Here is a 17365-nt window from a genome sequence, read left to right as displayed (position 1 = left end):
GAGAAACTCGTTCAACTTCAAAGGCTTGCAGTCGTCCAGCGCGTCAAGTTGATGCCCGACTGCGCTGGAGTGGGGCGAATTATAGACACTAATTTCTCAGCGTCAAGCATTAATCTTCTCCGGATGTCATTTCAGGGGAACGCCCAACGCGCTGTTGCTGTCTCTCTCACCATTGCGCACTATAGTGCGCAAAAAACACCCTCAGGTAATTCGCCCTCATGACAAAACCGCCTCGCAGCCTGGCTTCGGTGCTATTCCCAATAGGCCTGCTGCTCATCGCCATGGCATCGATTCAGACCGGCGCTTCAATCGCCAAAAGCATGTTCCCGCTCATTGGCGCACAAGGCACGACCTCACTGCGCCTGATTTTCGCCAGCCTGATCATGATTGCACTCTTAAGGCCATGGCGGGCGCGCTTCAATACTCGCACCCTGCGCAACGTCGTGATCTATGGCTTGGCGCTCGGCGGCATGAATTTCCTCTTCTATATGTCCTTGCAGACGGTGCCGATTGGCATCGCGGTGGCCCTCGAGTTCACCGGACCACTGGCAGTGGCAATATTTGCCTCACGCCGCGCGATCGACTTCATCTGGATCGCGCTGGCCATTTTCGGTCTACTGATGTTGCTGCCCGCAGGCCATGGCGGAGAGGCGCTGGACCCACTGGGCGCGTGCTACGCAATCGGCGCGGGGGCGTGCTGGGCACTCTATATAGTCTTCGGCCAACGGGCTGGTGCTGAACATGGCGTGCAAAGCGCAGCGCTGGGGGTGCTGGTCGCAGCACTGTTCATCGCACCGATTGGCATCGTGCATGCCGGTAGCCTGCTGCTGACGCCCGCGGTCATCCCCATGGCGATCGCTGTGGCGGTATTGTCTACCGCCCTTCCCTATAGCCTGGAAATGGTTGCGCTCACGCGCATGCCCGCGCGCACCTTCGGCACCCTGATGAGCATCGAGCCTGCCTTCGGCGCCTTGTCCGGGCTGCTGTTCCTGGGCGAAGTGCTGTCATTTACGCAATGGCTCGCCATCGGCGCAATCATCGCGGCCTCCGTAGGCACGACTCTGTCCATGCGCCATGGCCCAGGACCCGCGATAGTTGCCGATTGACAGGGAAAAACTTTCATCGGAGGCTGCGTGGGTGTTGTGGCGTCACCGCTCGCTGATTAAGCTGTCCCAGCGCAGTCGAATAGGGACGCTGTACTCTTCAGGACGAACCCGAGCGAAACGACGGACCCAGTCAGCTGATCCGTCCTGCATTTAAGGACAGGAATGAAACGTATTTTGCTCATCCTGGCCATCTTGGCTATTGCTGGATGTGCCGCCACGGCTAAGACCGAGGTCAAACGGGGCAAGAAAGGCCTGCATATCAATTGCTCTGGCCTGTCTTCTTCATGGGACAACTGCTACAGCAAGGCCGCGAGCGCCTGCACCACCCGCGGGTACCGCGTCGTCGCCCGCTCAGGCGACAGCGACGAAGAGGACGGCGATTATCTATTCGGCATCAACCCTGCCGGCTACACCAGCCGCAGCATGATCGTCATTTGCAAATGACCGGGGCAGCCTGATGGCTGCCCTCATCCACTAAATCGCCACGGTACGTGACAGCAGCCAGGCCAGCGCCTTTCCTTCCAGGAGCGGAGCCAATCGCTCTCGCACCGTGGAGTGGTACGTATTGAGCCAGCAAACCTCTTGCTCAGTCAGCCGCTCCAACAACAGACAACGCGTATCGATGGGGCACAGCGTCAACGTCTCGAAATCGAGAAATTCACCGAATGCACTGCGCCCGACGCTTCGCGCGGCTACCAGGTTTTCAATACGTACCCCCCATTGCCCAGGGCGGTAGGTGCCAGGCTCGATTGAGCTGATCATGCCTTCCTGCATGGCGGTCTGGGGCGTGGGCGCTGCCAGATAGGCGATCACCTGGGGCCCTTCATGAACATTGAGGAAATAGCCCACGCCATGGCCTGTGCCGTGGCCGTAATCGACCTGGTCGGCCCAGATTGGCGCACGGGCTATGGCATCAAGCATGGGCGACAACACGCCACGCGGGAAGGTCGCCCGCGACAGCGCAATCATGCCCTTGAGCACACGGGTACAGTCGAGCTTCTGCAAATCGCTCGGTTGCCCGATGGGGACCATACGCGTGATATCCGTCGTCCCACCGAGGTATTGGCCGCCTGAGTCGATGAGCAGCAGGCCGTCGCCCTCGATCACCGCGTGTGACTGATCGGTGGCCCGGTAGTGGGGCATCGCACCATTGGCATTAAACGCCGCAATGGTAGAGAAACTCAGTGAGACGAAGCCCGGCCGCCGGGCGCGCGCCGCAGTGAGTTGCTCATCGACGGTCAGCTCGGTCACCACCTGGCTCCCTCGCGCTTCTTCAAACCAGGCGAAAAACTCACACAAGGCGGCGCCGTCCTGTTCCATCGCCCGACGAACATGCTCAAGCTCGCCCTCAGCCTTACACGCCTTGCTCAGGGTGCTGGGATTCGGGCCTTCCACGAGCACTACGCCTTCTGCAAGCGGCTCAAGCAATCCGCACGTCACCCGCGCCGGGTCCACCAACAAGCGATTTCCAGGTGACAGTTGACCAAGCGCGCGGGCGGCCTCGCTGTAGTCTCGTACTTCGATGCCATCCTGGCGCAGCGCCTGACGAAGGGGCTCATCGACTTTTGCCGAGGCGATGAAAAGCTGCGCACGCTGCGCATCGATCAGGGCAAACGCCAGAAACACCGGATTGTAGGACACATCACTGCCGCGCAAGTTGAACAACCAGGCAATGTCATCCAAGGTGGCGATGAAATGACTGTCCGCGCCTTTAGCCTGCATCGCCTGCCGCACCCGTGCCAGCTTCTGCGCACGGCCCACCACCGCGTATGGCGCAAGATGTGAGTACACCGGGCTGGACGGTAGCGCCGGCCGGTCGCTCCAGACGCGGCCCAGCAGATCCTGGTCAGTCACCAGCCTTGCGCCTCGTTGGCCAAGGCGCTCTCGCAATTGGCGCGCCGAAGCCAAGGCCATCGCACGACCATCCACACCCGCGCAACCTTGTGGTTGAACCTGTTCGGCCAACCAGTCCAGCGCGCCCGGCTGCCCGGGTGACAATTTCATCAATTCGATGCCGCTACCTGCCAGCTCTCGCTCAGCCTGCTCCCAATAGCGGCTATCGACCCATAGCCCGGCAAACTGCTGGGTGATGACCAGGGTGCCAACCGAACCGGTGAAGCCCGACAGCCATTGGCGACCTTGCCAATACCCTGGCAGATACTCGGAAAGATGAGGGTCGGCCGATGGAGCCAGCAGGGCATCAAGCCCTTCTGCGGCCATGGTCGCACGCATCGCGGCAAGACGCTGGGCTGTGGTCTGTTGGGGAGTGGTGTGCACGATCATGCCCTTTTCTGTGGCGACATCGGTTATGCCTGAGCAATTGATGATGGAATAGCTACCCGCGTACTGCAATCAGCAATTGCTGGGCTACACGCCTCTGGGAAAGGTCCTACGCCGGACTGTACCGCCGATCCTGCCATGCTGAACTTAACCAAGGTCCCGGATTCAGAGGCAGTACAGTCTCCCTGCAAGGCGGATCGCCATGCCCAATGCCTGTCAGCACAAACAAGGCGTCGTGATACTCGACACTCGCCCCCATACCCCCGATCACGAGCACGCCGTCTACCGCAAGCTATCGGAAGGCTTCGCACAGCTGCTGGGTTGCCCCGTGGTTGACCTGAACGGACCGCCAGAAGCGCACGCCTCCTATTACTACATGCTCACACAGCCGTTGGTTGACCCGGCCCATCTGACAGCCCTTGGCATAGAGAGCGAGGCCGACTTTTTCGGCGGTGCCGTCGCCCACCCCTTTATGGCCACCAAAGCCATTTCGCATCCTCTGCCGCCAGGTGCTCCACCGAAGCCTGATTGGCCTGAAGCATTTGCGCGGCAGGCGTGCGAGGCGCTGCTCAAGGGCTACACCGTGTTTGACAAGGCCACCGCACGGCGCGCGGCTCAACTACTATTGGTGGAGGGGCCCGCACGACTCAAACCCGTGCGCGCATGCGCGGGTCGAGGGCAAGTGGTGTTTTCTACGCTTGAGGAATTCGAACCCCTGCTCTGTTCAGTGGATGACGAAGAACTCATGACCTGGGGCCTGGTGCTGGAGCAGAACCTGAACAACGTCGAGACGTTCAGCGTCGGCCAGGTACGGGTTGCAGGATTGGTGTGCAGCTATTACGGCACACAACAACTGACCCAGGATCACCAAGGTATCGAGGTGTACGGCGGCTCTGACCTGACCTTCGTACGAGGAGGCTTTGCGTCTCTGCTGGGCGAGCCCTTGGAAGACAGCGTTCGCCTGGCGATCGAGCAGGCAATGGCTTATGACCAGGCTGCCGAACTACACTTACCTGGCTTCATCGCCTCACGCCGCAATTACGACATTGCCCGCGGCACCGACACCAAAGGTCAGATCCGCAGTGGCGTGCTGGAGCAATCCTGGCGGATGGGCGGTGCCAGCAGCGCCGAATTGCTCGCCCTGCAGGCATTCGCTGCCAACGGCCTGGTCAATCGAGTGCGCGCTAGCACCCACGAAGTGTTTGGCACGCCCGCGCTACCCGCGCACGCTACTCTCTTTTATCAAGGAAATGACAGTGAACTCGGACAACTCACCAAATACGCGCAGCTCCGACACGTTGGCCATTCAGAGTGAGACGATAGAGTTGCCGGTGAACGGGGATACCATCTGCGCGACCCTGGTCAGCCCCGGCAGCAAAATCCCCGGCATCCTGTTCGTCCACGGCTGGGGCGGTAGCCAGCAACGCGATCTTGCCAGGGCGCGGCACATCACAGGACTTGGCTGCGTCTGCATGACCTTCGATCTTCGTGGCCATGAGAAAACCCAAAGTCAGCGTCTGACAGTGACGCGAGAGCAGAATCTGCAGGACCTGCTGACGGCCTACGACCGGCTGGTCAGTCACCCCACCGTGGACGCCAACGCCATCGCCGTGATCGGCAGCAGCTACGGCGGCTACCTGGCCACCTTGTTGACATCAATGCGCCCGGTCCGCTGGCTGGCCCTGCGGGTACCGGCCATGTACTGGGACGAGGAGTGGAATACGCCCAAGCAGTCCCTGGACCGACAACGGCTCAATGACTATCGCCGTCGCCCCCTGGCGCCATCTGACAACCGCGCACTGGCTGCTTGCGCCGGGTTTGGCGGCGATGTTCTGCTGGTGGAGTCCGAGCACGATGATTACGTACCCCACAGCACGCTGATGAGTTACCGCTCAGCCTTCAGCAGTGCCCACTCGCTCACCCACCGGATCGTCGACGGCGCCGACCACGGCCTGTCCACCGAAGAAAGCCAGAAGGCCTACAGCGCACTGCTGGCGGCATGGATCAGCGAAATGGTCATTGGTGCTCGCCTGGACCGCTATCCCCACTACGCACCCTGGTACGCATGAAGCTCACACCATCTGGCAGTACAACGCTCCGTCAGGATGGCGAGCCAGACTCCGCAGCGCCGTGAAGGCAGTGAAGTTCACGGCGCTGGCATGATACTGCTGGAGCATGCTCAGAAACGACCCGTCCAGCACTTGCTCGATGGCCGCCTCACCGGCCTCCCGGTTGGTCCACTGCAGCGACTGCAACACACGGCAGCCATCTTCGCTGGCCTGGACACTGACCGCCCGCAGGTCTTCACAGCCTGCTGCCAATGACTCACTGCGCAGCACCAGTGCCTGGGCCAATGCCTGCTGAAAGACGACGGCGACCCGATATTCGATCATCTGGGTGTACCAGATGGCAGGGACACTTCCTGACATCAACAACCTCCTGACAAGGGATACACATCGCAATGCCCGGAAGGTTAAAACCTCAACCAATCTCGAGGTCAAGAGGTTCGCTATCCATTTCAACCTGCCCTCCAGGCTGTGGTGCCACCACCTGCCGCCGAAACGCACTGGGGGTGACACCTGTAGCGCGCTGAAAGACCTTGCGAAACGCCCCCGCGTCCCGATAACCCACATCCCAGGCGATCTGGTCGACTGTCCTGCGCGTGAACTCCAGCAGACGTGCTGCCCGGCACACCCTTATCTGCTGACAGTACTCGGTAGGGCGCAACGCTGTGGCCAAGCGAAACCGCCTCAAGAACGTGCGTGGTTCCAGGCAGGCGCGCGCCGCCATCGCTGCGAGGTCCGCCGTGCGTGCGCCTGTAGCTTGTAACCAGTGCTGAACCTTCAGGACGGCTTCATCGCCATGATCGAGCAACGGGTTGAGGCGAGAACCGGGCAAAGCGTCAGGTACCGGTTCTACTGCCAGGAAGTTCGCGGTGTCGGCTGCAACGGTATTGCCCATGAAGCGCTGCACCAGGCACAGGCCCAAAGTGGTCCATGCCATCAGGCCAGCGGAGCTGACGATATCGCCGTCATCGAGCAACGCCTGTTGAGCCTCGGCCCTGGCGTGCGGGTAACGCGCCTCGAGTATCTGCACATGATTGCGGTGAGCGCATGCAGTGCGTCCATCCAGCAGACCACAGGCCGCAATGAAGAATACCCCGATGCACACGCAGGCCAGAACGGTGCCCTCCTGATGCAATCGGCACAAAGCCGAACGATGGCGAACCAAGCAGGCGTCGTCGGGAATGGCATGCAGGCTTGGCGGGATGATCAGAACACGCAGTCGAGCATCACTGGCATCCCCTAGTGGGGGCTCAGCCAGCATCTCCCCCTCCGCACCCACACGCCATACGCTGATACGTACACGAGGCGCCTGGGCCGCACCCAAGGTGTCAGCCATGCGGTTAGCCACGGCGAACAAGTCTTGCAGGCCGTGGATCGCTGCCTCTTGTGCATCGGGATAGCGAAGCAGGCCAATCTCCAGAAAACGAGCCATGTCAGTTTTGCCCCGCATAGTGTCTTTCGCGCCGATTCACGCCTATCGCGCGACAGCCTATAACTAAGCAACCGCCAAAACCACTGCCCTTGGAGGCAACATGAGCACCCATGCACTGATCATCATCGATATCCAGAACGACTATTTCCCAGGCGGAAGGTGGCCATTGGAGGGCGCCGAGCGCGCCGCTGAAAATGCGGCCCGCCTGCTCCAGGCTGCGCGCGATGCAAAAGACTTCGTCGTGCACGTACGCCACGAGTTCGACAGCGCCGACGCTCCCTTCTTTGCCCCAGGCTCTTCGGGCGCAGCCATTCACCCGCGTGTTCACCCGTTACCTGGAGAGGCTGTGATTCTCAAGCACAAGGTCAACGCTTTTCTCTCGACCGATCTTGCGCCGACGCTCGAACGCCAGGGTATCAAGTCGCTGACCGTCGTGGGCAGCATGAGCCACATGTGCATCGATGCGGCGGTGCGCGCAGCAGCCGACCTCGGGTATGTCGTCACGGTCGCCCATGATGCCTGCGCCACCCTGGCCCTGGAGTTCAACGGCAAATGGGTACCTGCTGCACAGGTGCATGACGCATCGATGGCGGCCCTGGCGTTCGCCTATGCCTCGGTGCGCAGCACTGATGCACTGCTCGAAGAAGCTGCCGGTCGCACCTGATCGGCCTTCGGCCAGTACGGCCCTCAGATCACAACGTTGCGTACGAACTTCACTGCCACCGCGCCATCGTTGCGATAGGCGTAACGGCAATTGCTGGCGAATACGTGAAAGCGGCCCTGCTCGAGTCGGTGCTCGACATCCTCGATGATCAGCGTCAGTACACCTTCGACCACGTAGATCTGCTCGCTCCAGCCTTCGGCATCCGCCTCGCTGCGATAGTGCTCGCCGACCGCCAGCGTCCATTCCCACAGCTCGACTTCACGACGGGCCATGCTGCTTGCCAGCAGGATGGCCCGGCTTTGCGGATGTTCACCCGCCCAGGCCAACTCTTCGATACGACCAGGGTTACGCTGGTCAGGCGCCTGGATCAATGTACTGAACGCCACCCCGAGCGCCTCGGCGATGAGGTCGAGCGTGGTTAGGCTGACATTTTTTTCGCCCGCCTCAATCGCCACCAGCATGCGACGACTGACACCTGAACGCTCGGCCAAGGTTGCCTGGCTGATGCCAGCCACATTGCGCAGCCTGCGAACGTTCAAGCTCACGTGTTGCAGCACCGAAGCGCGATGCGAAGTGTCGTTGTGCACTATATTGCTCATCCCTAGTTGTTGCGCAGTATACTGCCCACTTTGCGCCGATTGTGCGCCCTGTCCTACGAGCCTGCAACCGCATGAATCAGTCACGCCCGCAACGCCCCACGTTTTCGTTCCGTCTCAGCAAAGCCGAGTGGGTGCTGGTGTTCATCACCATGCTCTGGGGCGGTACCTTCCTGCTGGTGCACAACGTGATGGCCGTCAGCGGCCCCATGTTCTTCGTGGGTTTGCGCTTTGCCGCGGCTGCCCTGTTCGTCGGCATGGTCTCGGCGCGCGCCTTGCAAGGGTTGACCCTTGTCGAATTCAAGGCGGGCCTGTGCATTGGCGTGTTGATCATGTTGGGCTACGGCTTGCAGACCATGGGCCTGCAGACGATCAGCAGCAGCCAATCAGCGTTCATCACGGCGCTTTACGTGCCCTTCGTACCCTTGCTGCAATGGCTGGTACTGGGCCGGCGCCCGGGCCTGATGCCCAGCCTTGGGATCGGCCTGGCGTTCGTTGGCCTGGTGCTGCTTGCCGGCCCGCAGGCCGGTAGCCTGCACATGAGCGAAGGCGAGCTGGTTACACTGGTCAGCGCCATCGCCATCGCGGGCGAAATCATTCTGATCAGTCGCTTTGCCGGGCGCGTCGACGTTCGCCGCGTTACCGTGGTGCAACTGGCAACGGCCTCGGTGCTGGCATTCATGATGATGCTGCCTACCCAGGAATCGGTACCTGACTTCTCCTGGCTTTTGCTGAGCAGTGCGATTGGCTTGGGCCTGATGAGCGCGGTGATCCAAGTGGCGATGAATTGGGCACAGAAATCGGTATCACCCACACGGGCTACGCTGATCTACGCCGGTGAGCCAGTCTGGGCCGGCCTGGTCGGACGGATAGCGGGAGAACGCCTGCCGGGATTGGCACTGTTAGGCGGCCTGCTGATCGTCATCGCCGTGGTCATCAGCGAGTTGCGAGTGCGCCGCAGGCCAGAACCTGCTGATACCGAACTTGCACAGAATGAACGTCAACTCAAGACCGGTCTCTAAAGGTCCGACTGTCCTTTGTAAAAAACTGTTATAAAAAAACAGCCTGTCACAGCCCTTTTGTAGGATTCTGCGACAGGTTGTGTGTTGGTCGATGACCCGTCCGGCACGTATGATCCTTGGAAAACCTCTCAGAATAGAACTCTATGTCTTTGATAGTGCTATTGCTTCTGCCGTTCGTGGGCAGTTTGCTGGCAGCCGCGCTGCCGCACAACGCACGTAACGCCGAGTCCATACTCGCCGGGCTCGTGGCCTTGGTCGGCACCGTCCAGGTAGCACTTCTCTATCCACAGGTGGCCCATGGCGGTGTCATCCGTGAAGAATTCCTGTGGCTGCCCAGCCTCGGGCTCAACTTCGTGCTGCGCATGGACGGCTTTGCCTGGCTGTTCTCACTGCTGGTGCTGGGCATCGGTACGTTGGTGTCTCTGTACGCGCGCTACTACATGTCGCCACAGGACCCGGTGCCGCGATTTTTTGCCTTCTTCCTTGCATTCATGGGCGCAATGCTGGGGCTGGTGCTGTCGGGCAACCTTTTACAACTGGTGTTTTTCTGGGAGCTCACCAGCCTCTTCTCCTTCCTCTTGATCGGCTACTGGCATCATCGGGCCGACGCGCGCCGTGGCGCCTACATGGCGCTGATGGTTACCGGTGCCGGAGGCTTGTGCCTGCTGGTGGGGGCGCTGCTGCTCGGCCATGTGGTGGGCAGCTATGACCTGGACAAGGTCCTGGCTGCAGGTGACACCATACGCCAGCATGCGCTTTACCCAGTGCTGTTGCCCCTGATCCTGATCGGCGCCCTGAGCAAGAGCGCGCAATTTCCCTTCCATTTCTGGCTACCGCATGCCATGGCAGCACCCACGCCGGTGTCGGCGTATTTGCATTCGGCAACCATGGTCAAGGCCGGCGTATTTTTGCTGGCGCGCCTGTGGCCAGTGCTGTCGGGTACCGACGAATGGTTCTGGATCGTCGGGGGTGCTGGTGCGCTGACGCTGCTGCTCGGTGCTTTTGCAGCGATGTTCCAGAATGACCTCAAAGGCCTCCTGGCCTACTCGACCATCAGCCATCTGGGCCTCATCACGCTGTTGCTGGGCCTGAACAGCTCGCTGGCCGCCGTCGCGGCGGTCTTCCACATTCTCAACCATGCAACCTTCAAGGCGTCGTTGTTCATGGCCGCTGGCATCATCGACCACGAAAGTGGTACGCGTGACATCCGGCGCCTGAGCGGCTTGGTCCGGCTGGTTCCCTACACAGCCACTCTGGCCATGGTCGCCAGCGCCTCCATGGCGGGGGTGCCGCTGATGAACGGCTTCCTGTCCAAGGAAATGTTCTTCGCCGAAACCGTGTTCATCACTTCCAGCGCCTGGGTCGAAGCCATGCTTCCGGTGATCGCCACCCTGGCCGGCACTTTCAGCGTGGCCTACGCGCTGCGCTTCACGGTCGATGTGTTCTTCGGCCCCACCGCCCAAGACCTGCCGCATACGCCACACGAACCCCCGCGCTGGATGCGCGCGCCGGTCGAGCTGCTGGTGCTGACATGCCTGGTGGTCGGTATTTTCCCCGCCCAGTCCGTAGGCCCGTTGCTGGCCGCTGCGGCACTGCCGGTGGTAGGGGGTACGCTACCCGAGTACAGCCTGGCCATCTGGCACGGCTGGAATGCGCCTTTGATCATGAGCCTTGTGGCCATGAGTGGCGGCGTGGTTCTGTACCTGCTGTTGCGCAAGCAACTGCGACGGGGCCGCTTCCCCTGCCCTCCCGTGATGGGCCGATTCGACGGCAAACGCCTCTTTGAGTACGGCCAGGTGCAGCTGATGCTGATGGCGCGGCGCATCGAGCACCTGCTTACCAGCCGGCGCCTGCAGGCGCAGCTGTTCATGCTGGTGGTAGCCGCCTTCCTCGCCGGCCTGACACCCATGCTTTACAGTGGCCTGACCTGGGGCGAACGGCCCAAGATCCCGGGGTCAGGGGTATTCGTCGCACTCTGGGTGATCGCCATTGCCTGTGCGATCGGTGCGGCGTACCAAGCCAAGTACCACCGTCTGGCGGCCCTGACCATGGTCAGTGTGTGCGGCTTGATGACCTGTATCACCTTTGTGTGGTTCTCCGCGCCTGATCTGGCCCTGACCCAGTTGGTCGTCGAAGTGGTGACCACTGTCCTGATCCTTCTTGGTCTGCGTTGGCTTCCACGTCGTATCGAAGGTGTGTCGCCTCTGCCCGGCAAGTTCGACCGCGCCCGCGTGCGTCGCTTGCGCGATCTGCTACTGGCGGTGTTGGTTGGCGCAGGGATGGCCGTGCTGTCCTACGCCATGCTCACCCGCCCTACGCCCAATGACATCTCATCGTTCTACTTGAGCCGCGCGCTGCCACAAGGTGGTGGTACCAATGTGGTCAATGTGATGCTGGTGGATTTCCGCGGCTTCGATACCCTGGGCGAAATCACCGTGCTGGTCGCGGTGGGGTTGACGGTTTTCGCGCTTCTGCGTCGCTTCCGCCCACCCAAGGAAAGCATGCAATTGCCGACCCAGCAGCGCCAGTTGGCACCAGATGTCGTCACCGACCTGATCAACCCGCGCCACGCTGCCGATACCGCACTGGGCTTCATGATGGTGCCCGCTGTACTGGTGCGCCTGTTGCTGCCAATCGCGCTGCTGGTGTCGATGTACCTGTTCATGCGTGGTCACAATCAGCCAGGCGGAGGCTTCGTCGCAGGGTTGGTGACTTCGGTGGCGTTCATCCTGCAATACATGGTCGCAGGCACCCAGTGGGTAGAAGCGCAGATGCGCCTGCGGCCCTTGCGCTGGATGGGCACCGGCCTGCTCTGCGCAACCTTGACCGGTGGCGGCGCCATCGTGTTCGGCTACCCGTTCCTGACCACCCATACGGCGCACCTGCACCTTCCTCTGCTCGGAGACATCCATCTGGCAAGCGCATTGTTCTTCGACGTCGGTGTGTTCACCGTGGTCGTCGGCTCGACCCTCTTGATACTCACGGCCCTGGCCCACCAGTCGGTACGTGCCTATCGCCCGGCCAGTCCAGGCAAGACCCGTAAAGCAGGAGCCGCCTGATGGAAGAAGTGATCGCAGTGGCCATTGGCGTGCTTGCCGCCTCCGGGGTCTGGTTGGTGCTACGCCCGCGCACCTATCAGGTGATCATGGGCTTGTGCCTGCTTTCCTATGGGGTCAACCTTTTCATCTTCAGCATGGGCAGCCTGTTCATCGGCAAGGAGCCCATCATCAAGGAAGGCGTGACCCAGGACCTGTTGCACTACACCGATCCGCTGCCACAGGCCCTGGTACTCACGGCAATCGTCATCAGCTTCGCCATGACCGCCCTGTTCCTCGTGGTGCTGCTGGCATCGCGCGGCCTGACCGGCACCGACCACGTAGATGGCCGGGAGCGTGAGGAATGAGCGGCATGAGCCAACTGATCGTTGCCCCTATCCTGCTGCCGTTGATTACAGCGGCAGTCATGTTGCTGCTGGGCGAAAAGCATCGATTGATCAAGGCACGGCTGAACCTGCTGTCGACCTTCGCCGGTCTTGGCATCGCCGTCAGCCTGCTGCTCTGGGTGCGTACCCAGGGCCAGGCAGAATCGATCGGCGTCTACCTGCCGGGCAACTGGCCAGCCCCGTTCGGCATCGTGCTGGTATTAGACCACCTGTCGGCGCTGATGCTGACCCTGACCGGCGTCATCGGGCTAAGCGCCCTGCTGTTCGCACGGGCACGCTGGGATGGCGCCGGTGCAAGTTTTCATGCGCTGTTCCAGATCCAGCTGATGGGGCTGTACGGCGCATTCCTGACGGCAGACCTGTTCAACCTGTTCGTGTTCTTCGAAGTGCTGCTGGCAGCTTCATACGGTCTTCTGCTGCACGGGTCCGGCCGCGCACGCGTGCGGGCCGGCTTGCATTACATCGCCGTCAACCTTTTCGCGTCGTCGTTGTTCCTGATTGGCGCGGCAATGCTGTATGGCGTGACGGGTACATTGAGCCTTGCGGACCTGGCCCTGAAGATTCCGCTCGTACCCGAGGCCGACCGCGGCTTGCTGCATGCAGGCGCAGCGATCCTCGCCATGGCGTTTCTGGTCAAAGCAGGCATCTGGCCCTTGAACTTCTGGCTCGTCCCAGCCTATGCGTCTGCCAGCGCGCCAGTGGCTGCACTCTTTGCGATCATGACCAAGGTAGGGCTGTATGCCGTGCTGCGGGTATGGACGTTGCTGTTCTCCGGGCAAGCGGGGGCATCGGCCCACTTCGGCGGGGATTGGCTGGTTTACGGAGGCCTGGCGACCCTGGCCATGGCGGCGGTGTCGATCCTGGCAGCGCAGCGCCTGGAACGCATGGCGGCGTTGAGTATTCTGGTATCGGCTGGGACCTTGTTGGGGGCGGTGGGCTTCTCACAATTGGCGTTGACCGGAGCAGCGCTGTTCTACTTGGTGAATTCTACCCTGGCCTTGTGCGCCTTGTTCCTTCTGGCCGAACTCATCGAGCGCTCGCGGTCTGCCAATGAGTTGCCATTGGACGAGGAAGAAGACGCCATGCCGGCCTTGCTGGAATCGCTTCACCCCCCAAAAGGCATCAACCTCGATGACAATCAGAAAGCCGTCATCGGGCAGGTCATTCCATGGACCATGGCATTTCTGGGCTTGAGCTTCATCGCTTGCGCGCTGCTGATCATCGGCATGCCACCGCTTTCAGGCTTCGTTGCCAAGCTCAACTTGATCAGTGCCCTGTTCAACCCCAACGGTCTGGGGGTTCCGAGCCCATACACACTGGGCGCCGCTGGCTGGGGCCTTGTGGCCTTGCTGGTCTTGTCGGGAATGGCATCGCTGATCGCTTTCGGACGCGTCGGCATTCAACGTTTCTGGAAACCCGAAGAGCGGCCCTCGCCGGTGCTCAGGCGTTTCGAATGCCTTCCGATCGTGATATTGCTGGGCCTGTGCATGCTGCTCAGCTTCAAGGCCGAGCCGCTGCTGCGTTATAGCCTCGACACCGCCGCCAGCCTTCAGGCGCCTGATGCCTATATCGATGCAGTCATGGCGGCGCAGCCGAAACCTGGCCCCACCTCGCTCGACGTTCAGGTGCAGCCATGAGCCGACTCTTTCCTGCCCCCCTGCTATCGGCATGCCTGTTCGGCCTGTGGCTGTTGCTCAACCTTTCGCTGAGTCCGGGTAACCTCATCCTGGCCGCTGTGTTGGGGACACTGGCTCCGCTGCTGATGGCGCCATTACGGCCGCAGCATGCCCACGTCCGACGGCCCTGGGTGATCGTCAAGCTGATCGGCCGGGTTGGGGTGGACGTCATCCTGTCCAACCTGCAGGTCGCTCGCGGCGTTCTGGGTGCTGGAAGGCGACCGCCTCGCTCAGGCTTCGTCCACATTCCCCTGGATCTGCACGAGCCCCATGGGCTTGCGGCGCTGTCCATGATCACGACGGTGATCCCTGGAACAATCTGGTCGGAACTGGCCCTGGACCGTAGCGTGCTACTGCTGCACGTATTCGATCTGGATGATGAAGCGGCATTCATCCAGCATTTCAAGGAAGTCTACGAACGTCCCTTGATGGAGATCTTTCAATGAGTGGACTGCTCGCCAACGCTGTTCTCGCCAGCTTGTTCATCTTTGCGCTGGCTATGTGCCTTACCCTGCTTCGGCTATTCCGAGGCCCTTCGGCGCAGGACAGGGTTCTGGCCCTGGATTACCTGTACATTCTGGCAATGCTGACCATGCTGGTACTGGGCATCAGGTATGCCAGTGACACCTATTTCGAAGGGGCCTTGCTCATTGCGTTGTTCGGTTTCGTTGGCTCCTTCGCCTTGGCCAAGTTCCTGCTGCGTGGTGAGGTGATCGAATGACCGAGGCACTCAATCTGCCGTTCTGGCTTGAGATGATCACAGCCATACTGCTGGTAGCTGGCAGCCTTTTCGCACTGATCGGTGCAATTGGCCTGCTGCGCCTGAAAGACTATTTCCAACGCATGCACCCCCCAGCGCTGGCCTCGACCATCGGGGCCTGGTGCGTCGCGCTTGGCTCGATCATCTACTTTTCATGGCTGAAAGAGTCATTGGTGCTGCACGCATGGCTGATTCCCGTGCTGCTGTCGATCACGGTGCCCGTGACTACGTTGTTACTGGCGCGCGCCGGGCTGTTTCGCAAGCGTCAGGCCAAAGAGCCGGTACCCGAGGAGGTCAGCAGCGGTCTGGACCGTGGCAATTGACCGCAGTTAGCCTGGTTGCTCACTCAACTGCTGCAGTGCGCGTCTGACCATGGCGACGTAATGAGGCGGGCCTTGGGTATACAATTGGGCAGCTACCCAATCCAACCATCGCCCGCGCATCGCTTCACGGGCTGCGAGCAGCCGCTGCGCCTCGGCCATGGCGCGCGCCTGGTGCTCACGGTGATAGCGTTCCCGTGATCCAGGCGCTTGTTCTGGCAGCGTCACTCGCTTGCCTTGAACGTCGTCAGCTCACCCTTGCGCCATTTAGCAACCTTGCCGGTTACGGCTTTCAACAGCTTGCCGAGCCCTTCCTGAATTTGCTGCTCGGCGGCAAACACCAGCATCACGCCATGGCCTTCACGCAGTACGACCCCCTCGCCTTCCGGGACCGATACGAACGCGTAGTCGCCTATCCCATACACATTGAGCTTGATATCGCGAAAGCGCATTTCCAGCTTGCCGCCTTCGCGGCTGGGCAGCACGGCGGCACGAAAATGATCGCCGACTTTCAACTCAAGGCGCTGCTTGTCGTCGACCACCAGCGCACTTTCCGTGTCGATCTCGGCCATGTAGAGGCCTTCGGGGTTTTGCTCGGTGACATAGACGAATCGACCCTGGAACAACTGGGCCAGTTTCCCGCGCAAATCGCCAAGGACGAACAACGCGTGTGTATCAAGAGTGCTGACTGCCAATGAAGTAATCCTCAACCGTTTACAACCCGCCCTCGCAGGAGCTCGCGAAGCACGGCCATTTCAAATCGATAGGCAATGAGATTAATAAAACGCTGGGCGACATGTCTGTGCCCGCTGACGATGCAGCGTGCAGGATTTTTTACTCTAACGGCCGGCGTTGTTGTCGCTTACATACCCTTGGGCCATGCCCAAGCGCTGCCGGCGTAACGTCTGACATTGCATGCCCATGAAAATGCGATTCCGGATGGGTGCATGGCCTTGGAGCCTGATGGCGGCTCACACACTATCATCGGCGGGATATCCGAAAACAGTGAAATCCTAGAGAGACGCCATGTTTTAACAGGCTTGCCGGTTACTGCGCAACTGCTCCAGGCGAATTGCATGGGGCGTTGCGGTTTGATGCCTGAAATGCAAAAAGCCCCACGAATCGCTCCATGGGGCTTGGCAACCTGAGCGGCTCAGGCCTGACGCTGATGGCGATCAAGCTGCTCGTGGCGCTCTTGTGCTTCGATGCAGTATTTGGTGGTTGGGCTGATCAGCAAACGCTTGAGACCGATCGGTTCACCGCTGTCGTCGCACCAGCCGAAGCTCTCGTCGGCGATACGGTCCAGCGCCATCTCCAGTTGGGGAAGCAGGCGCTGATCGCGATCGATGGCATTCACCAGCCAGCTACGCTCTTCTTCGACCGATGCTACATCGGCAGGATCCGAGGGGGTATCCAGGCCTTCGATGGTGGCACGGCTCAGCTCGATGCGTTCATGGGTCTCGACTTTCATTGCTTGTAGCAGCTGAGTGAAGAAGCTCAGCTGTTCAGCATTCATGTAGTCATCGGCCGGCATGGCCAGCAACTGTTCCTTGGTCATCGATTTCTCTATGAAAATAGGTGCATTTAGGCGATTCGTTTGCCGCCGACGCCTAGGCATCGGCAGCGGAATTTTTTCAAGCGCCAGTCGGCACTCTTCAACAAGGGGCGGCAGTCTAAGGCGCAGCGTCGCCTTGAGCAACAGCAAAATGGGGTGGCGTTGGCATTCGCTGCTTACAATCCGCCGGCCGGTGCTTGCGTCTGAAGGCCTAGGCGCGAGTTTGAGCAGCGCGGGTAGATTCGGGAACATGTTTACTGCAAGGCAACGGTAACCTTAGAAACTATAATGCCGTGCTACCTGGATGGCGATGAGGGAGCGCTTCGCACTCCATCGCGGGACAAGCCCGCTCCTACAAAGGGCGCTTCATATACATGCCATTTATAAGCCTCACTGTAATAATCAATTACGAGGCAGCAACCACTGTGTAGTGGTCAACTCATCCC

General features: G+C 60.6%; 19 protein-coding genes. 12 read left to right on the top strand and 7 right to left on the bottom strand.

The genetic code is table 11. The annotated features are described in order from the left end of the window. Window positions 1-218: 218 nt before the first annotated feature. Window positions 219-1106 carry a threonine/homoserine exporter RhtA gene (rhtA, locus tag B2Y33_RS21550; protein ID WP_027915731.1) on the top strand — a complete coding sequence of 296 codons (888 nt, stop codon included), beginning with the start codon at window positions 219-221 and terminating at the stop codon, window positions 1104-1106. Between the two features lie 162 nt (window positions 1107-1268). Beyond that, on the top strand, window positions 1269-1550 hold the full coding sequence (locus B2Y33_RS21545; RefSeq protein ID WP_023534016.1) for a hypothetical protein: 282 nt from the start codon (window positions 1269-1271) through the stop codon (window positions 1548-1550). 30 nt (window positions 1551-1580) lie between these two features. Here the strand turns inward: B2Y33_RS21545 and B2Y33_RS21540 are convergent, their stop codons facing one another. After that, window positions 1581-3389 (bottom strand): aminopeptidase P family protein, encoded by a 1809-nt coding sequence (locus B2Y33_RS21540; RefSeq protein ID WP_206406133.1) that lies wholly within the window; start codon window positions 3387-3389, stop codon window positions 1581-1583. 193 nt (window positions 3390-3582) lie between these two features. Between B2Y33_RS21540 and B2Y33_RS21535 the strand changes: the two genes are divergently transcribed. Beyond that, window positions 3583-4701 (top strand): DUF3182 family protein, encoded by a 1119-nt coding sequence (locus tag B2Y33_RS21535; protein WP_206406134.1) that lies wholly within the window; start codon window positions 3583-3585, stop codon window positions 4699-4701. After that, a complete protein-coding gene (locus B2Y33_RS21530; RefSeq protein WP_027915734.1) occupies window positions 4685-5455 on the top strand; it encodes an alpha/beta hydrolase family protein in 771 nt (256 codons plus the stop codon). The genes B2Y33_RS21535 and B2Y33_RS21530 overlap by 17 nt, the downstream gene beginning before the upstream one ends. Window positions 5456-5458: 3 nt before the next feature. Here the strand turns inward: B2Y33_RS21530 and B2Y33_RS21525 are convergent, their stop codons facing one another. Together B2Y33_RS21525 and B2Y33_RS21520 are read right to left on the bottom strand one after the other, a co-directional pair. Beyond that, on the bottom strand, window positions 5459-5815 hold the full coding sequence (locus B2Y33_RS21525; RefSeq protein WP_049696277.1) for a hypothetical protein: 357 nt from the start codon (window positions 5813-5815) through the stop codon (window positions 5459-5461). 52 nt (window positions 5816-5867) lie between these two features. Next, window positions 5868-6902 (bottom strand): GlxA family transcriptional regulator, encoded by a 1035-nt coding sequence (locus B2Y33_RS21520; protein WP_049696278.1) that lies wholly within the window; start codon window positions 6900-6902, stop codon window positions 5868-5870. Between the two features lie 82 nt (window positions 6903-6984). Between B2Y33_RS21520 and B2Y33_RS21515 the strand changes: the two genes are divergently transcribed. Beyond that, complete coding sequence (locus tag B2Y33_RS21515) at window positions 6985-7548, top strand: cysteine hydrolase family protein (RefSeq protein ID WP_111475679.1); 564 nt, start codon at window positions 6985-6987, stop codon at window positions 7546-7548. A gap of 23 nt (window positions 7549-7571) precedes the next feature. Here B2Y33_RS21515 and B2Y33_RS21510 read toward each other — a convergent pair whose 3' ends face one another. After that, a complete protein-coding gene (locus tag B2Y33_RS21510) occupies window positions 7572-8135 on the bottom strand; it encodes a helix-turn-helix domain-containing protein (RefSeq protein WP_059183138.1) in 564 nt (187 codons plus the stop codon). Window positions 8136-8218: 83 nt separating this feature from the next. On the opposite strand from B2Y33_RS21510, the gene B2Y33_RS21505 reads away from it, so the two are divergent. The 7 genes from B2Y33_RS21505 (at window position 8219) to B2Y33_RS21475 (ending at window position 15367) form a co-directional block, all read left to right on the top strand. Next, a complete protein-coding gene (locus B2Y33_RS21505) occupies window positions 8219-9166 on the top strand; it encodes a DMT family transporter (RefSeq protein ID WP_027915739.1) in 948 nt (315 codons plus the stop codon). Between the two features lie 143 nt (window positions 9167-9309). After that, the gene (locus tag B2Y33_RS21500; protein ID WP_049696279.1) at window positions 9310-12225 is read left to right on the top strand and encodes a monovalent cation/H+ antiporter subunit A; all 2916 of its coding nucleotides are present in this window, start codon (window positions 9310-9312) and stop codon (window positions 12223-12225) included. Then, window positions 12225-12569 (top strand): Na+/H+ antiporter subunit C, encoded by a 345-nt coding sequence (locus B2Y33_RS21495; protein WP_023534014.1) that lies wholly within the window; start codon window positions 12225-12227, stop codon window positions 12567-12569. Before B2Y33_RS21500 ends, B2Y33_RS21495 begins: the two co-directional genes overlap by 1 nt. Beyond that, window positions 12566-14245 (top strand): monovalent cation/H+ antiporter subunit D, encoded by a 1680-nt coding sequence (locus B2Y33_RS21490; protein ID WP_028687294.1) that lies wholly within the window; start codon window positions 12566-12568, stop codon window positions 14243-14245. The genes B2Y33_RS21495 and B2Y33_RS21490 overlap by 4 nt, the downstream gene beginning before the upstream one ends. After that, window positions 14242-14730, top strand: coding sequence for a Na+/H+ antiporter subunit E (locus B2Y33_RS21485; protein WP_027915742.1), 489 nt, complete (start codon window positions 14242-14244; stop codon window positions 14728-14730). The genes B2Y33_RS21490 and B2Y33_RS21485 overlap by 4 nt, the downstream gene beginning before the upstream one ends. Then, window positions 14727-15005 carry a K+/H+ antiporter subunit F gene (locus tag B2Y33_RS21480; RefSeq protein WP_027915743.1) on the top strand — a complete coding sequence of 93 codons (279 nt, stop codon included), beginning with the start codon at window positions 14727-14729 and terminating at the stop codon, window positions 15003-15005. Before B2Y33_RS21485 ends, B2Y33_RS21480 begins: the two co-directional genes overlap by 4 nt. Then, the gene (locus B2Y33_RS21475; RefSeq protein WP_027915744.1) at window positions 15002-15367 is read left to right on the top strand and encodes a Na+/H+ antiporter subunit G; all 366 of its coding nucleotides are present in this window, start codon (window positions 15002-15004) and stop codon (window positions 15365-15367) included. The genes B2Y33_RS21480 and B2Y33_RS21475 overlap by 4 nt, the downstream gene beginning before the upstream one ends. Before the next feature lie 6 nt (window positions 15368-15373). On the opposite strand, the gene B2Y33_RS21470 is transcribed toward B2Y33_RS21475, so the two are convergent. From B2Y33_RS21470 to B2Y33_RS21460, 3 genes are all read right to left on the bottom strand, one after another. Continuing rightward, window positions 15374-15592 (bottom strand): hypothetical protein, encoded by a 219-nt coding sequence (locus tag B2Y33_RS21470; RefSeq protein ID WP_027915745.1) that lies wholly within the window; start codon window positions 15590-15592, stop codon window positions 15374-15376. Next, window positions 15589-16059 (bottom strand): hypothetical protein, encoded by a 471-nt coding sequence (locus tag B2Y33_RS21465; protein ID WP_027915746.1) that lies wholly within the window; start codon window positions 16057-16059, stop codon window positions 15589-15591. Before B2Y33_RS21465 ends, B2Y33_RS21470 begins: the two co-directional genes overlap by 4 nt. Window positions 16060-16517: 458 nt before the next feature. Next, window positions 16518-16922, bottom strand: a complete 405-nt coding sequence (locus tag B2Y33_RS21460) for a TraR/DksA family transcriptional regulator (protein WP_023534004.1) — start codon at window positions 16920-16922, stop codon at window positions 16518-16520. Window positions 16923-17365: the final 443 nt, after the last annotated feature.

Origin of the sequence: Pseudomonas sp. UBA5666, from assembly GCF_002420785.1 — a bacterium.
GTDB classification, from domain to species: domain Bacteria; phylum Pseudomonadota; class Gammaproteobacteria; order Pseudomonadales; family Pseudomonadaceae; genus Aquipseudomonas; species Aquipseudomonas fulva.
This window is presented reverse-complemented; position numbering and strand designations above follow the sequence as displayed.

Excerpts from the sequence above, each read along its gene's own strand:
- B2Y33_RS21525 (WP_049696277.1), bottom strand. The coding sequence starts at position 5,815 with ATGTCAGGAAGTGTCCCTGCCATCTGGTACACCCAGATGATCGAATAT.
- rhtA (WP_027915731.1), top strand. The coding sequence starts at position 219 with ATGACAAAACCGCCTCGCAGCCTGGCTTCGGTGCTATTCCCAATAGGC.
- B2Y33_RS21480 (WP_027915743.1), top strand. The coding sequence starts at position 14,727 with ATGAGTGGACTGCTCGCCAACGCTGTTCTCGCCAGCTTGTTCATCTTT.
- B2Y33_RS21520 (WP_049696278.1), bottom strand. The coding sequence starts at position 6,902 with ATGCGGGGCAAAACTGACATGGCTCGTTTTCTGGAGATTGGCCTGCTT.
- B2Y33_RS21485 (WP_027915742.1), top strand. The coding sequence starts at position 14,242 with ATGAGCCGACTCTTTCCTGCCCCCCTGCTATCGGCATGCCTGTTCGGC.
- B2Y33_RS21545 (WP_023534016.1), top strand. The coding sequence starts at position 1,269 with ATGAAACGTATTTTGCTCATCCTGGCCATCTTGGCTATTGCTGGATGT.
- B2Y33_RS21505 (WP_027915739.1), top strand. The coding sequence starts at position 8,219 with ATGAATCAGTCACGCCCGCAACGCCCCACGTTTTCGTTCCGTCTCAGC.
- B2Y33_RS21540 (WP_206406133.1), bottom strand. The coding sequence starts at position 3,389 with ATGATCGTGCACACCACTCCCCAACAGACCACAGCCCAGCGTCTTGCC.
- B2Y33_RS21490 (WP_028687294.1), top strand. The coding sequence starts at position 12,566 with ATGAGCGGCATGAGCCAACTGATCGTTGCCCCTATCCTGCTGCCGTTG.
- B2Y33_RS21495 (WP_023534014.1), top strand. The coding sequence starts at position 12,225 with ATGGAAGAAGTGATCGCAGTGGCCATTGGCGTGCTTGCCGCCTCCGGG.
- B2Y33_RS21500 (WP_049696279.1), top strand. The coding sequence starts at position 9,310 with ATGTCTTTGATAGTGCTATTGCTTCTGCCGTTCGTGGGCAGTTTGCTG.
- B2Y33_RS21460 (WP_023534004.1), bottom strand. The coding sequence starts at position 16,922 with ATGACCAAGGAACAGTTGCTGGCCATGCCGGCCGATGACTACATGAAT.
- B2Y33_RS21475 (WP_027915744.1), top strand. The coding sequence starts at position 15,002 with ATGACCGAGGCACTCAATCTGCCGTTCTGGCTTGAGATGATCACAGCC.
- B2Y33_RS21515 (WP_111475679.1), top strand. The coding sequence starts at position 6,985 with ATGAGCACCCATGCACTGATCATCATCGATATCCAGAACGACTATTTC.